Raw genomic sequence first — 15,133 nt, 5'->3', positions numbered from 1 at the left:
ATGGCCGAAGAAAATAATATTACGCTTGTTGTCGCCTGTGATAATCATTATTTGATTATGCTTTCTGCATTGTTAAAATCAATAGAACTTAATCATACCCGTCCTGAACATATTGATGTATGGATCATTGACGACGACGTAACCAAAGCTAATAAAGCAAAGCTAGAAAAATCTCTAGCTGCCGATTTTATGACCATCAACTGGATAAACGGCAAAAGCGTTATTCCCCAAGGTATGAGCCTGCCTCTGGATAAAAACACATATCCGCTTAATATATTCATGAGGTTATTTATACCTTATTTTCTCCCTGCAACCGTGAAGAAAGCTTTATATCTTGATGTAGACATGTTGGTTTTAACTGATATATCCGAATTATGGAATACGGATATTGGCGATAATATTGCCGGAGCAGTTACAGATTCTATTTGCAAAACAGTAAATGTTGGTATAAAAAACTATAAAGACCTTGGCTTGGATGGTTCCGAAAACTATTTTAATTCGGGTTTACTATTAATGGATTTGGAAAAATGGGTTAAGAATAATGTAAGCCAAAAAGTTATTACATGCGTTAACGAAAATAGAGACTTTGCAACATTTAGCGATCAATATGGCTTAAATGTAGTATTGCATAAGCAATGGGCACATATAGATCCGCTTTGGAACTATTATTCGAACGGAGATTATCCCAAGCCTCATCTCATACATTTCTTCCATAGAAAGCCATTCTATTCGACCTATAATTATAATAAAGATTATCAGAAACTATTTTATGAATACCTTAATCAGACGGAATGGAAGAATGCTAAACCCGTGAATGAATTCAGCAGATATTTAGTAAAAGTTGGAAATATATTAGAAAAGATTCCCCTGCTGTTCAGAAAACAAGCTTAGCTCTCAGGAAGTTTACCAAAGAAATTGCCTGTAAACCTTTTAGCTTCTTTCTTTAACCTTTTCATTAATGCTTCAATAAAATTTCCGTCTCGTTGCAGGGACCTCACTCCTGTCCAAACCCTGGCTTTGTTAATCTTAACTTGTTTAATTTTTCCATAATTCATTAATCCCAAAGCCATTTTTCCGTCATCACCCCAAAATTTAGTCATTACAAATCCCACCTTTAAACTGTATTCCTTAACAAATCCCATACTAATGCCGAAACAGTTTAAATAAGGTTTTCTTAAATGCCTGAATTCAGCAATGACATCTTTCATTTTCTCGAAGAAAAATAACTGAAATCTTGGAAATCCCTTCTCAGGTATAAATGAATATCTACCATATACGCATGATACACCTCTCTGTTGCAAAACCTTCATCATTTCTTCTATCCAGCAATCCGGATAAAGACAGTCTGCGTCCGCTAATAAAATATATTTACCTTTTGCATTTTCCTGTCCCAGTTGTCTTGCGGGACCACAACCCTGAATTCCCTGAAATAAAGATCTTACATGAAATTTATCTATGGTATATTGTGTATTATCTTGTGAGTTATTATTCACAACTATAATTTCCATAGGAATATTGGTTCGCTGTTTTGATAAACTGGCAAGGCATCTTAAAATATTAACTTCTTCATTCCATGCGGAAATAAGGACAGTAACTAGGGGATCATTCTTTTGCAGCTTATCTAAACCAGCATTAATTTCATCAAATACGTTCTGGGGAATATCATGAGCTTTCTCGTAATCAAAAGTAAAGTCATTAATCCAGTCAGGAGCCTTAAATAATCCCATTTCTATTTTCCTATTTTTTCGATAACATTCAGAACATTGTGAGCCACCCTGTTCCAACTAAATTGTTTTGTAAAATTAACCCTTTCTTGTTTCCTCTCTGCACTATCTTCCGCCAACGCCCTATCAATAAGTTCGTCAAACTCTTTCTGGTCCTTGGCTATATAAGTTACATCAGAAAAAAGCTCGTTCATAGTATTTGTTTCAATTGCAACAACCGGTTTTCCCAAAGATAAATATTCAACAATTTTTAAGGGAAAATTACCGATTGTAACTTCATTTACTATTTGGGGATTGATACATACATCAAAATAATTGATATACGCGGGAACAATATTTTTATGTCTTTTCCCAAGAAAATATACATTTTCCAGTTCGTGTAATTTGCTTTTAGCAAAGTCATCATCTTCGGGACCAATAAAAACATAGCTTCTATCGGGATTATCAATAGCAGAAGCAATCATTAAGTCAACATCCAAACGTAATGATAATAAAGCTCCAACATAACCTATTATAGGCTTGGAAATATTTTTAAGCTCGTTGGGAATTTCATATTGATTTTCAATATCAAATAATTCTAAATCTACTCCATTACCTATATAATAGCTATTGCGATTAAATTGCTTATTATATTTCTCAAAATCATAAGAATTGCAAATAACAGCGTCGGATTTACGCACTAATCTGGGCTCCAATTTAGTCCCGTGTCTTTTCCAATAATCCATTACCACTGTTTTATCCCTGTCCAAATAAATATATGCCTTAGGCTTTAAAAGCTCTTTCAAATAAAAACTGTTAAACATGTCTTTATCATTTATTAAAATGAAGTTATCCATGCCAAGTTTTTCCGTAGCTCTTAAGATTTCGCCGGCTAATCTTTTATTGTTGATTTTATTTAAGATAGAGAATATCAGTGTACTTGGTATCCAGTTTATAGATTCAAGTAGGCAATGTGTATTTAAACGATATAAATTCTTCGAGATTTCTTTAAGACTATCTTTTTTGTCTTTAATCTCCTGAATATGCTCAGTAATAAATTTATCATTATCATTTGCAAACCAGGTTTTTCTGTTTATTGATGGGTTGACATATAAAACCTTATGCTGCTGATTAGAAAGCTCCTTTGCCAAACCAGTTGAGGTAGATTCCCGGTCTGTATTTATTCTTTGAAGGCTTAAAAAAACAAAATTCATCAAATTGTGCTTCTAATAATTTGTTGTTTAAAATACAAATAATCTGGCATATGATTACGGGCAAAATATTATTAAATTAAACTTGTAATCCATTAAGTATTTGCTTTTATTTAAGCTTACATTTTTAGAATATTTAACAGTTAAAAATATCTCTGCACCAGCTATATATTTCATGAGTATTAAGGAAAGAATTTTAAAGAAACTAAATATCCAGCAACCGGTAAAGGAATTTAGACTCCCCTTTAATCATGTAGATTTTTTTTATTGGAAACCCAGAGATGGTTCTTTAAATTTTGGCGATCATTTATCTTATGTAATCGTCTCTAAAATTCTTGCTGATAACAATTTGTTATTGGAAGAAGAGACAACAAATAATTCCAGACTTATTGCATTAGGCTCTGTTTTACATTTCGCGAACGAAGCAGATACAATTTGGGGTACTGGTTTTAACGGCAAGATTAGTCTGGACGAACATACCTATCAAAATTTGGATGTAAGGGCAGTAAGAGGGCCACTCACACGAGACTTTTTGCTAAGAAGAAATATATCTGTTCCGGAGGTTTATGGAGACCCAGCTTTATTAATACCCCATATTTTTACAGGTAAGTTTCAAAAATCAACAAAAAGGAAGTATTCCATCGTTCCAAATCTGCATGATTTGAGTATAGCAAGAACTCGAAATTGGGAAAATATCATTTCTCCTTTAAATAGTTGGAATAAATGTATTACAGAAATCCTCGAGGCTGAATTTATTATTGCCAGCTCCCTCCATGGATTAATTTTAGCGGAAGCTTTCGGTATTCCTGCTAGATATATTCGATTAAGTGAGGAGGAAAATATGTTTAAGTATAATGATTACTATCAGGGATCTGGCCGGAGCGGAGAAATGGAATATGCCCGATCTATTGAAGAAGCGCTGGAAATGGGCGGAATGCAGCCTATTAATTTTGATCACAAGAAATTATTAGAGGCTTTCCCTTTAGACTTATGGAAATAGGACATGGCAGATAAAGCATTTTATAAAGGAACGATATGGTCTATATTGGATAACTTTATCAAACAAGCTTTTACATTCCTGATTTTTATTGTATTAGCCAGACTTTTAGCACCCGAAGTTATAGGCTTGCTTACATTTGCCATGTTATTTGTACAGGTTGTACGAAATGTTGTTTTCGATAGCATTGCAACAGCAATAGTTAGAAAGTCCTCCCCCTCCGATTATGATTACAATACAGGTTTTGTTTTGTGCATACTTGTTTCAATTCCTGCATTTTTAATATTATTCTTTTCGTCAAATCTTATTGAATTTCTTACGAAAAATAATGGTCTGGCTGCCGTTATAAAAGCTACCAGTTTTATCATTCTGACTACAGGTTTGGGAAGAATGCATGAAGCCTGGTTACAGCACCATATGAAATTTCAATCCCTGGCTATACGATCTTCTATTTCTACATTTTTTGGAGGCATTGTTGGTATTATTTTAGCCTATTACGGATTTGGAATATACAGTCTTGTTGCCCAACAGGTTGGCACTGCATTATTAGAACTTTTTTTAATATGGATTGTCACTCCTTGGAAACCCAAATTCAAATTCAGAAAGAAAGCTTTTATCGAAATCAGGGATTACGGTAAACATGTTGCTTTAACCGGATTGACCAATTTTGCTAATCAGAATAGCGATTCTTTTTTTGTCACTTACTATTTGGGTGCTGCAGCAAATGGAATTTACTCTACTGGAAAACGTGTTATTAATACATTAAATACCGTTATTTCTTCATCATTGTTACGGGTTTCATTACCTGCTTTTGCTAAAATTAAACATGATAAAGAGCAACTTAAGGAAACCTTTTTAAACACTTCTGCAGTTACAGCATTTATAACTGCTCCTTTATTCGGAGGTTTAAGCATCTTGTCCAGAGATATTACATTATTGCTTTTGGGTGAAAAATGGCTAAACTCTGCTCCTGTTATGCAGATTGTTACACTTACAGGCTTTCTCTTCTCTATCGGATATTATAATCAAAGTATTATGCTTGTCAGAAATAAGCCCGATTGGCAAACAAAACTGACGATTTTATACGCAATAACTAATGTGATCGCATTCGTCTTATTTGCAAGATATGGTGTAGTTCAAACTGCACTGGCTTTTGCACTGCGAGCCTTATTTTTATATCCAATATCGGTATGGTGTGCTTTAACATTGATAAATTGCTCATGGAAGTTATACATTAAAAAACTCTATCCTCCCATTTTGTCGACGATATTGATGATGATTAGCGTTTATTTAATTAGTGAATGGATATTGGATTGGTCTATAGTAAAAAGATTTGCAATACAAATCACGATCGGGTTTACCTCTTACGTGACCTTTATCTATATATTAATTCCCAAAAGTCTAAGCAGTAGTATTTTGTTAAATCTAAAAAGTAGGATGAGCAAAATGTAAGTACATGAAAGAAGTAGAAAAAAAATACGGAATATTAGCGTGGCCAGCTTTTAAAACTAAAGATAGCAATCCTTATAACTATCTGATATATCACCAAATAGAACAAAAAGGATTTCATGTTATGGAGTTTGACTTCAATTTAAAAAATATACTGAAATTTGCTTTTTCAAATGATTTCGAGATATTTCATATTCACTGGCCAACCAATATTTTAACCTATTCCAACCATATACAGGCAAAGAGAAGAATAATTATGCTGAGGTGTTTTTTGACCATAATAAAGTTAAGAGGTAAAAAAGCGATATGGACTGTGCATAATTTAAATGGTCATGAAAAGGATCACCCTCTATTGCAGGAGGAACTAAACAACTTATTGTATAAACAGGTAGACGGTTTTATAAGTTTAAACAAGGCTGGTGTCGACCAAATTAAAAGTAAAGCAATAGATTTGAGAAATCAATACTTTTCTTTTATCCCGCACCCACATTACAGCGGATATTATCCAAATTCTCTGTCTAAAAAAGAAAGCAGACAAAAGCTTAATATTCCAGAAGACAGATTTGTATTTCTTTTTCTGGGGCAAATTAGAAAATATAAAAATGTCTCGGGATTAATCAAGGCCTTCCATGCGGTAAAATTACCAGATAAACATCTGCTTATAGCAGGAAACATACATCATGATCTGGAGCACGAAATAACTTCGTTGTGTGAAAATAATCCAGAAATTACCCTGTACAACAGATTTGTAAGTAACGAAGATTTGCAGTGCTTCTTTAATGCGTCTGATCTAGTAGTTACTCCCTATAAGGATATTTTCAATTCAGGTTCAGTTTTTCTGAATTTAAGTTTTAATAAACCAACCTTATGTCCAAACAAAGGTGTTTTTAATGAGCTATCAGAGGAAGTGGGTAATGATGTGATTATTCTTTATGACGGAGATATATCTCCCGAATCATTGGAATCCGCTGTTGATAAAGTAAAATCAACCAGAGAGTTTAGATTTAATTCTGATAAATTTTCACCAGCATACATTTCAGAACGAACGATTGCTTTTTATAACCAGGTACTTAAAAATAAGAAGAGCGATAATTAGATTATCGCTCTTCTTATTTTCACCAATTTGGTTAATAAATCTTCGAGTAAATCAAGATGAAGCATATTCGCACCGTCAGATTTTGCATTTTTTGGATCAGGATGCGTTTCAATGAACAAACCATCAGTTCCAACAGCAATAGCCGCTTTGGCAATTGTCTCAATTAAAGCAGGCTTACCTCCGGTTACTCCCGATGTTTGATTAGGCTGCTGCAAAGAATGCGTACAGTCCATCACAACCGGAACATTAAATTCTCGCATTTCAGGTATCCCTCTGAAATCCACAATCAAATCCTGATAACCAAAAGTATTTCCCCTGTCAGTAAGAATTACATTGTTGTTTCCGGAATCTTTGATTTTATCAACCGCAAACTTCATCGAACCTGCAGAAAGGAATTGTCCTTTTTTAATATTTACAAACTTTCCTGTTTCCGCTGCCGCAATCAGTAAATCTGTTTGACGGCATAAAAAAGCAGGGATTTGCAATACATCTACATAGGCAGCAGCCATAGCGGCGTCGCTGCTTTCGTGAATATCTGTAACTGTAGGTACATCAAATTCTTTCCCTACCTTTTCTAAAATCTTTAATGCTTTTTCGTCCCCAATTCCTGTGAAAGAATCAATTCTGGAACGGTTAGCTTTTTTAAAAGACCCTTTAAAAATATAAGGAATCTGAAGTTTATCAGTTATTTTAACAATTTTTTCGGCAATTCTTAAAGCGATCTCTTCTCCCTCAATAGCACAAGGACCGGCCATTAGAAAGAAATTGTTAGCGTCCTGATTCTTTAATTTATCTAAATTCATAAAGTTCTTATTAGTTACCCAATTCAGATAAGAATTTAATTCTCATCAACTGGATCTCCTCTCTGTTATATTCATCTGTTCCTAGTTCATCCAAAGCCTTATCTATAGAATCTACTTCGGCTGCTTTAAAGTAATCAAAAACTTCATCTTGCCTATCGTCATCTATTACCTCATCAATATAATATGCGATATTCAATTTCGTACCCGAGCTCACGATAGACTCTACTTCTTTCAATAAATCTTCGAAAGATATTCCTTTAGCAGATGCGATATCTTCTAGAGAAATCTGTCTGTCTATATTTTGGATAATGGAAACTTTCAAAGCCGATTTATTTGCCGTAGTTTTCATTACGAAATCAACCGGACGATCGATCTCGTTTTCTTCAACATATTGTTTGATCAATTCAATAAACGGCGAACCAAATTTCATCGCTTTTCCATTTCCAACTCCCGAAATGTGCTTCAATTCATCCATAGAAACCGGATAATGTGTACACATTTCTTCAAGTGAAGGATCCTGAAAAATCACAAAAGGAGGTAGATTTTTTTGCTTTGCAATCTTTTTCCTCAAATCCTTAAGCATTTGAAGTAGTTGCGTATCCAAAGCGCCACCACCTTGTTTTACTGTTTGGTCTTCTTCTTCAACAACAACCATTTCTCTATTCATGATAAAACGTAAAGAATATGGGCTGGTTAAATAAGCAATACCGCTTTTTGTTAACTTTAGTAAACCAAAATTATCAACATCTTTTGCCAGGAAATTATTTAGAACGGCTTGTCTGATAAGCGATTTCCATAGAATTACACCATCTTGCTTACCTGTTCCAAAATATACTGATTGAGCTTGTTTGTAGGAATGTACCTGAGCGGTTTCAATTCCCATTAAAACATTAATTAAATGATGATCATCGAATTTTTCGCCAAAATCCTTAACCATATTCAATAATTTCAAAAGATATTCTTCAGCCTGAAAATACTGCTTCTGCGCTCTGCAGTTATCGCACATTTCGCCACAACCTGCTTCATTAAAATTTTCGCCGAAATAATGCAGAATCTGTTTTCTTCTACAAACCGCCGACTCCGAATAATCGATTACTTCTTTTAATATCTGTGTACCAATTTCCCTTTCAGAAACCGGTTTATCTTTCATGAACTTGGCAAGCTTGTCTACATCCTTCTCAGAATAAAAAGCGATACAGTAACCTTCGCCGCCGTCTCTACCTGCTCTGCCGGTTTCCTGATAGTAACCTTCCATGCTTTTAGGGATATCATGATGAATTACATAGCGAACATCAGGTTTGTCAATTCCCATACCGAATGCTATTGTAGCTACAATAACGTCCACCTCTTCCATCAGAAATTTGTCCTGAGTATCGGCCCGAACTTTTGCGTCCAGACCAGCGTGATAAGGTAAAGACCGGATTCCATTTATCTCAAGCGCATTAGCTACCTCTTCTACTTTTTTACGGCTTAGACAATAAACAATACCAGATTTACCAGGGTTATTTTTAATGTATTTGATAATATCTTTAAAAACATTCCCCTTCGGCCTAACTTCATAAAATAAATTACCTCTGTTAAACGACGACTTGAAAACATTTGCATTCATCATCCCAAGGTTTTTCTGAATATCGGTCTGAACCTTAGGTGTTGCCGTTGCTGTAAGCGCTATAATTGGAATATCCTCCCTGATATTATTAACTACCTGCCTGATCTTTCTGTACTCCGGGCGAAAGTCATGCCCCCATTCTGAAATACAGTGCGCCTCGTCTACAGCTACGAAAGAAACCGTAACTGATTTCAGAAAATCTATGTTTTCCTGCTTTATTAAAGACTCCGGCGCTACATATAGTAACTTGGTTTTACCAGAAATTACATCCTCTTTAACTCTATTTGTTTCAGTCTTGGTTAAAGAAGAGTTTAGGAAATGGGCTATACTGTCATAACCTCCGAAAGCTCTCAACTGATCGACCTGATTTTTCATCAAGGCGATTAAAGGAGAAATAACCAGCGCCGTTCCTTCACTCATCAATGCTGGCAATTGATAACAAATTGATTTCCCACCTCCCGTAGGCATAATTACAAACGTATCTTCTTTATTTAAGATACTAGTAATGATAGCTTCTTGGTCGCCCTTGAAGTTATCGAAACCGAAAAATGTCTGTAAATTATCTATTAACGACTTCTTAATCTGCATTTTTAAAAGGAAAAATTAACCAGTGCTAATTTTAAACTTCAAAATAACATATTTTTGCGATAATTTCGTACTAATATTTAAACTTTTTCATTTTGAAATCTCGCGAAGAAATTCTCTCATCGGCTAAAAACACATTATTGACAGAATCCAGGGCTATCGAACAGCTGGTAGATTACCTAAATGCCGATTTCGCGGATCTTGTAGAAACCATATTTAAATTAAAAGGTCGCGTTATTGTTACAGGAATTGGTAAAAGTGCAATAATAGGCCAGAAAATAGTAGCTACATTAAATTCTACCGGAACCCCTGCTATATTCATGCATGCCGGCGAAGCCATACATGGCGATCTTGGAATAATTCAACGCGATGATTTAGTACTTTGCATATCCAAAAGCGGAAACACTCCCGAAATCAAAGTCCTTATTCCTTTATTAAAGCAAGGAAATAATCCAATAGCAAGTATCGTTGGAGATACGAACTCTTATTTAGCCAAACAATCAGACTTTATTATAAATGCTACAATTGAGGCTGAAGCTTGCCCTTTAAATTTAGCTCCAACAACAAGCACAACCGCTCAATTGGTTATTGGAGATGCCTTAGCCATTTGCCTTCTGGAATTAAGGCGCTTCACCTCCAGGGATTTTGCAAAATTTCATCCGGGAGGGGCTTTAGGTAAAAGGCTTTATTTAAAAGTAAGAGACCTTTCCTCACAGAATGAAAAACCACAAATCGAGCCGGAAGATGATATTAGAAAGGTAATTCTTGAAATTACCAAAAAAAGATTGGGGATTACTGCTGTTGTGGAACAAAATGAAGTTAAAGGAGTAATTACAGATGGAGATTTGCGTAGAATGATGGAAAAATTTACTTACTTTGATAAATTGTCAGCAAAAGATATCATGAGTTCTAATCCGAAAACAATTCAGGGTGATGAACTTGCGGTAAATGCGCTGAAAATAATGAAGGAAAACAATATTACTCAAATTGTGGTTGTTGATAAACTTGAAAAATACCAAGGTATTATTCATTTACACGATTTGTTAAAAGAAGGTATCATTTAAATATTTATAATGGATAATAATTTTGCGCTAATTATGGCCGGTGGTGTTGGAAGTCGTTTTTGGCCGGTTAGTAGAACATCTTTTCCGAAGCAGTTTTTAGATATTTTAGGAACAGGGCAAAGCTTAATACAAACTACCTTTGCCAGATTCAAAAAAATTGTACCTGTAGAAAATATATATATTTTAACAAACGAGATATATCGTTCCCTGGTTCAGGAACATTTACCAGAGCTTTCTGCTCATCAGATTATTTGCGAACCGGTTATGCGCAATACAGCTCCCTGTATTGCCTACGGTACGGCAAAAATCAGAAAGATAAACCCTAAGGCAAATATTGTAGTAGCTCCTTCCGATCATTTAATTTTGGATACCGAGAATTTCGTAGAGACGATCAATAAGGCTTTAAAAGCTTCAGAAATTCACGATTGTCTGATTACTCTGGGAATAAAGCCTTCCAGACCTGACACAGGATACGGGTACATTCAATACGCAGATGATGAATTGCTTTGCGAAGATCTTCATAAAGTAAAAACCTTTACAGAAAAACCTAGTTTAGAGATAGCAGAGACCTTTTTAGCTAGCGGCGATTTCTTATGGAATTCGGGAATATTTGTGTGGTCTGCCGATTCTATAAACACTGCCTTTGACAAGTTTTTACCGGATATGAATGAAATATTCAAAGAAGGTGAAAAGCATTATAATACAGAAACAGAGGTAGAATATATTCAGGCTGGTTTCCAGAAATGTGTCAATATCTCTATCGATTACGGAATTATGGAAAAGGCAGATAATGTTTATGTAATGCCTGCAGACTTCGGTTGGTCTGATCTGGGAACATGGGCTTCTGTTTATGATCTTTCTGAAAAGGATTATGTTGGTAATGCGGTTACCAATAAAGAAAGAGTAATAATGTACGATTCATCAAACTGTATGGTGAACGTTCCGAAAGGAAAAATGGTGATTTTGGAAGGTCTGCATGATTATATTGTAGTAGAATCCAACGATACCTTACTAATTTGTCCAAGAAAGAACGAACAACACGTTAAGCAGATTGTGGTTGATGTGAAACAAAAATTCGGTCAGGAATATATTTAAATAATGCTGAGAGCATTTCCTGATTGCAGGAATGCTTATATACCATTCATCATCCTGATCGCTTGACCACCATTAGACAAGTTACTTCGGGATGATGAATCAAGGCTTTTCTACCAATGTAGAAAAATATTTATTACTCCAGCAGATATAAGTGTCAGGCACTAAAAGACTACTTTTCCTCTTTATAATAAAGCTTGTAATAACTCATTCCCTTTTCCTCATCAAAATCATTTTCAAGCAGTTTTCTATCGCCGTGGATATAAACGCTGAAATTCTTGTCCAGTTTCAAAACAGATTTATAATTACTGTTTTGCTTTTTAACTGCTTGCTGAGAGATTTCAAACGTATCTCCTATTTCAACATCAAATTCAGATTCATAAGTCTGAATCATTTCTTTAAAAGAGCTTGCAGCAACCTCGTTTCCTATAACCTCCTCGGAAAACTCCTCAAAATCGAAAGTATCCTTCTCTTTAAAATACTTCATCGATCTGTTTAGAAGGTCTATTTTATCGGGTTTGGATATTTCAAATTCCTCATCTATTTTTTCTTCGATGAAGCCTTTATACAGGTTTAAATAATTGGTTGTCTGATTAAACTGATCATTTCTAACCTTTAATTTCAAAAAATCATCTTTCCAATAAACCGCGGCATCTCCTGCAGATTTATTAGTCTGATCTATCACAACAACCTTGTAGCCTTGTTCTTCTTCCGTGTTAAAAATTAGGCATCCTTTATCCAATTTCTGAATATTAATCGCTTCCTGCTCATAAGCGACAGAAAAACCATCACCGTCAGGGTAAACTTTTAGATAGGTTTCCTTAGTTTCGGATTTAAATACACCAATAGCTTGTAAAACTTCGCCTTCTATCTGAACATTATCAAATAGCGTAATATATACTTCACCTCCTTTTATTTTCGGATGGCTCGATACATCGAAAAGATGTCTGGTAATTTGCTGACTGATGTCATGAAATTTAGATGAATCACCAAATAACTGCTTAACGAAATGAAAAATCTCATTCAACTCCAGATCATCTGTCGAGTGAATCAATCTAAAAACTTCGTTTACTTTTTCAAAAGGTTTTAGAAAATACTGCATCAGCAGATTTTGCAATAATTCATCATTAATCCTTAGCGGATGGTCAGACAATGTAAAATATTCATCCTGCATCTTATTTCCGACTTTATGTACAGAAATCTGATTTAATGACGATTCGAAGTAAGTAACCATAATTAAAAAAACAATTCATTTGCTATCAGATAAGTATTACAGTGAGCATCAACAATATCTTTAATATGTGCCGAATAGCCACCACCCATACTTATTTGCACAGGCAAACCTAACGCTTTACATTTATTTAAAACAATATAATCTCTTTTTTTGCATCCGTCTGGAGATAATGAAAGTTTTCCCAACTTGTCGGTACTCAAAACATCCACACCAGCCTGATAAAATATCATGTCCGGAGAAGAAAGGCATATCGCCTTTTCCAGATTCTCAACCAAGATATCCTGATACTCCTCGTCCTCTATTCCATCTGGCGAAGCTACATCCAAATCTGATTTTTCCTTTCTGAACGGAAAATTCTTCTCCCCATGAATGGAGAATGTAAACACAGCATCATTATCCGCAAATATTTCTGCGGTGCCATTTCCCTGATGAACATCCAAATCAATAATTAAAATAGAATTAGATATTTGACTATCTATCAAATAATTAGCGGCAATAGCCTGATCATTCAACAAGCAAAAACCTTCACCCCAATCAGAACCGGCATGATGTGTTCCTCCGGCAGAGTTAAAAGATACGCCATAATCTATTGCATACAATGCAGAGTCAATAGTTCCGCGGCAGATCCTCAGCTCCCGCTTTACCAGTCTCTCGGATAACGGAAAACCAATCCTCCTTTCTTCATGATAGCTTAAACTAAGACTTTTTAGCTTATTCCAATATTCATTACTATGCGTCAGCAAAACAATTTCCTCATTCAGGATTTCAGGTTCGAAAAAGTTCTCTTCCCTGGCAATTCCTCTACGGATAAGTTGTTGCGGAATTAGCTCATACTTAAGCATAGGAAATCGGTGCCCTTCCGGCAAAGGGTGGCAAAAAAAAGGGTGATGAGCAATCTTAAGCATCAGTTTAAGATCTCCTTCACATGCTTTTCGATATTGTTACACATTGTATCCAAGGGCAAATCATTTGCGTCGGAGCCAAATGGATCTTCAATTTCTTCCGCTATCAGCTCTAAACTGGCAAAAACATATAAAACAAAAACTACAATTGGAACCACAAAGTAACCGAAACTGAATACCCAGCCTATTGGTAATGTCATCACATAAAAGAAAATGAACTTCTTTATAAAAACGTTGTATGAAAAAGGAATCGGCGTATTTTTAATTCGCTCGCATGCGCCACAAACATCTGTAAATACATCGATATCTTTAGTTAAGATAATCAGTTGTTCTGAGCTTATTTTATGCTGTTTATGCAATTCAAATATTCTTCCGCTGATACGTAGTGCGATTTGATTTGGAATATGTGTCTTGTCTATCTCAACCAGGTCACTAATTTCGTCGCTATTCACATTGGCTCTTAAATGGCCACGCAATGTTCTGGCATAAAGCGGAATTAATTTAGATAAATATAACCTGTCAGATTCATCCTCTAAATAACCTGCCAGCTTAATAGATAGATTTCTTGACACATTAACCAAGGCACCCCATTGCTTTCTGCCCTCCCACCATCTGTCATATGCCGTATTTGTTCTGAATACCAATAATAGCGAAATTACAAACCCCAAAACGCTATGCATCAAACTTAAATTCTTTACATAGCTGCTATTGATTAAAGACCAGTATTCCAGTTCCAGATAAGCTAATATAAAGCCATACAAACTTACGGCTATCATTAATGGAAAAAGCTTTCGGAAGGTATCTGCTTTATGAAATCGGAAAATGAAGGTAAACCATTCCTTCGGATTATAATTAATCATTTATTTGTTTGTTTGGAAAAATCAGTTCAACAATTTTATTCAACCAAACAGAATCTTCCTCGTCAAAATGGTTTAAGTTTTCGCTGTCTACGTCTAAAACACCTATAACAATATCATTTTGAAAAATGGGAACTACAATTTCGGATTTTGATAAACTGCTGCAAGCGATATGCCCGGGAAAATTATCTACATCCTTTACAATAATAGTATCTCTTTTTGTCCAACTTGTACCGCACACTCCTTTTCCCGGCGATATTCTTGTACAGGCAACAGGTCCCTGAAACGGGCCAAGCACCAATTCGTTATCCTTCACTAAGTAAAAACCTACCCACAGCCAATCAAATTGTTGTTTTAAAGCAGCAGCAATATTACCCATATTAGCTATTATGTCACTTTCGTAAGCGACAAGCTCTTTGAGTTGAGGGAATAATGACTCATACTGCTCACGTTTTCCTGCATCTATCACTTTTAAATCATGCGCCATATTTACAAAATTAGGAATTAGCTATTTAATATGTATTTAAGAAT

At 35.1% G+C, this 15,133-nt stretch carries 14 protein-coding genes; 6 read left to right on the top strand and 8 right to left on the bottom strand.

The features are described 5' to 3' along the window. Positions 1–891, top strand: a complete 891-nt coding sequence (locus PEDSA_RS05160; protein WP_013632101.1) for a glycosyltransferase family 8 protein — start codon at positions 1–3, stop codon at positions 889–891. Here PEDSA_RS05160 and PEDSA_RS05155 read toward each other — a convergent pair. Together PEDSA_RS05155 and PEDSA_RS05150 are read right to left on the bottom strand one after the other, a co-directional pair. Next, positions 888–1,727 carry a glycosyltransferase family 2 protein gene (locus PEDSA_RS05155; RefSeq protein WP_013632100.1) on the bottom strand — a complete coding sequence of 280 codons (840 nt, stop codon included), beginning with the start codon at positions 1,725–1,727 and terminating at the stop codon, positions 888–890. The two genes, PEDSA_RS05160 and PEDSA_RS05155, sit on opposite strands and share 4 nt — an antisense overlap. 2 nt (positions 1,728–1,729) lie before the next feature. Continuing rightward, the gene (locus PEDSA_RS05150) at positions 1,730–2,917 is read right to left on the bottom strand and encodes a glycosyltransferase (protein ID WP_013632099.1); all 1,188 of its coding nucleotides are present in this window, start codon (positions 2,915–2,917) and stop codon (positions 1,730–1,732) included. Between the two features lie 172 nt (positions 2,918–3,089). Here PEDSA_RS05150 and PEDSA_RS05145 point away from each other — a divergent pair, with 172 nt between their 5' ends. The 3 genes from PEDSA_RS05145 to PEDSA_RS05135 are packed head-to-tail and all read left to right on the top strand — an operon-like array spanning position 3,090 to position 6,456. Continuing rightward, a complete protein-coding gene (locus PEDSA_RS05145; RefSeq protein WP_148233503.1) occupies positions 3,090–3,914 on the top strand; it encodes a polysaccharide pyruvyl transferase family protein in 825 nt (274 codons plus the stop codon). A 3-nt stretch (positions 3,915–3,917) separates the two neighbouring features. After that, positions 3,918–5,363: a lipopolysaccharide biosynthesis protein gene (locus tag PEDSA_RS05140; protein ID WP_013632097.1), complete on the top strand. Its 1,446-nt coding sequence runs from the start codon at positions 3,918–3,920 to the stop codon at positions 5,361–5,363. Between the two features lie 4 nt (positions 5,364–5,367). Continuing rightward, positions 5,368–6,456: a glycosyltransferase gene (locus PEDSA_RS05135; RefSeq protein ID WP_013632096.1), complete on the top strand. Its 1,089-nt coding sequence runs from the start codon at positions 5,368–5,370 to the stop codon at positions 6,454–6,456. On the opposite strand, the gene kdsA is transcribed toward PEDSA_RS05135, so the two are convergent. Then, positions 6,453–7,259 carry a 3-deoxy-8-phosphooctulonate synthase gene (kdsA, locus tag PEDSA_RS05130; protein ID WP_013632095.1) on the bottom strand — a complete coding sequence of 269 codons (807 nt, stop codon included), beginning with the start codon at positions 7,257–7,259 and terminating at the stop codon, positions 6,453–6,455. The genes PEDSA_RS05135 and kdsA overlap by 4 nt on opposite strands. Before the next feature lie 10 nt (positions 7,260–7,269). Then, positions 7,270–9,456 (bottom strand): DNA helicase RecQ, encoded by a 2,187-nt coding sequence (gene recQ, locus PEDSA_RS05125; RefSeq protein ID WP_013632094.1) that lies wholly within the window; start codon positions 9,454–9,456, stop codon positions 7,270–7,272. Between the two features lie 92 nt (positions 9,457–9,548). Here recQ and PEDSA_RS05120 point away from each other — a divergent pair, with 92 nt between their 5' ends. Together PEDSA_RS05120 and PEDSA_RS05115 are read left to right on the top strand one after the other, a co-directional pair. Continuing rightward, positions 9,549–10,517, top strand: a complete 969-nt coding sequence (locus PEDSA_RS05120; RefSeq protein WP_013632093.1) for a KpsF/GutQ family sugar-phosphate isomerase — start codon at positions 9,549–9,551, stop codon at positions 10,515–10,517. Between the two features lie 9 nt (positions 10,518–10,526). Beyond that, positions 10,527–11,612: a mannose-1-phosphate guanylyltransferase gene (locus PEDSA_RS05115; RefSeq protein WP_013632092.1), complete on the top strand. Its 1,086-nt coding sequence runs from the start codon at positions 10,527–10,529 to the stop codon at positions 11,610–11,612. A gap of 169 nt (positions 11,613–11,781) precedes the next feature. Here the strand turns inward: PEDSA_RS05115 and PEDSA_RS05110 are convergent, their stop codons facing one another. The 4 genes from PEDSA_RS05110 to PEDSA_RS05095 are packed head-to-tail and all read right to left on the bottom strand — an operon-like array spanning position 11,782 to position 15,089. Beyond that, positions 11,782–12,843 (bottom strand): nucleoid-associated protein, encoded by a 1,062-nt coding sequence (locus PEDSA_RS05110; RefSeq protein ID WP_013632091.1) that lies wholly within the window; start codon positions 12,841–12,843, stop codon positions 11,782–11,784. A 2-nt stretch (positions 12,844–12,845) separates the two neighbouring features. Beyond that, positions 12,846–13,748: a histone deacetylase family protein gene (locus tag PEDSA_RS05105; RefSeq protein ID WP_013632090.1), complete on the bottom strand. Its 903-nt coding sequence runs from the start codon at positions 13,746–13,748 to the stop codon at positions 12,846–12,848. Next, the gene (locus PEDSA_RS05100) at positions 13,748–14,605 is read right to left on the bottom strand and encodes a bestrophin family protein (RefSeq protein ID WP_013632089.1); all 858 of its coding nucleotides are present in this window, start codon (positions 14,603–14,605) and stop codon (positions 13,748–13,750) included. The genes PEDSA_RS05105 and PEDSA_RS05100 overlap by 1 nt, the downstream gene beginning before the upstream one ends. Next, the gene (locus tag PEDSA_RS05095) at positions 14,598–15,089 is read right to left on the bottom strand and encodes a GAF domain-containing protein (RefSeq protein WP_013632088.1); all 492 of its coding nucleotides are present in this window, start codon (positions 15,087–15,089) and stop codon (positions 14,598–14,600) included. The genes PEDSA_RS05100 and PEDSA_RS05095 overlap by 8 nt, the downstream gene beginning before the upstream one ends. Positions 15,090–15,133: the final 44 nt, after the last annotated feature.

Origin of the sequence: Pseudopedobacter saltans DSM 12145, from assembly GCF_000190735.1 — a bacterium.
Lineage (GTDB): Bacteria > Bacteroidota > Bacteroidia > Sphingobacteriales > Sphingobacteriaceae > Pseudopedobacter > Pseudopedobacter saltans.
This window is presented reverse-complemented; position numbering and strand designations above follow the sequence as displayed.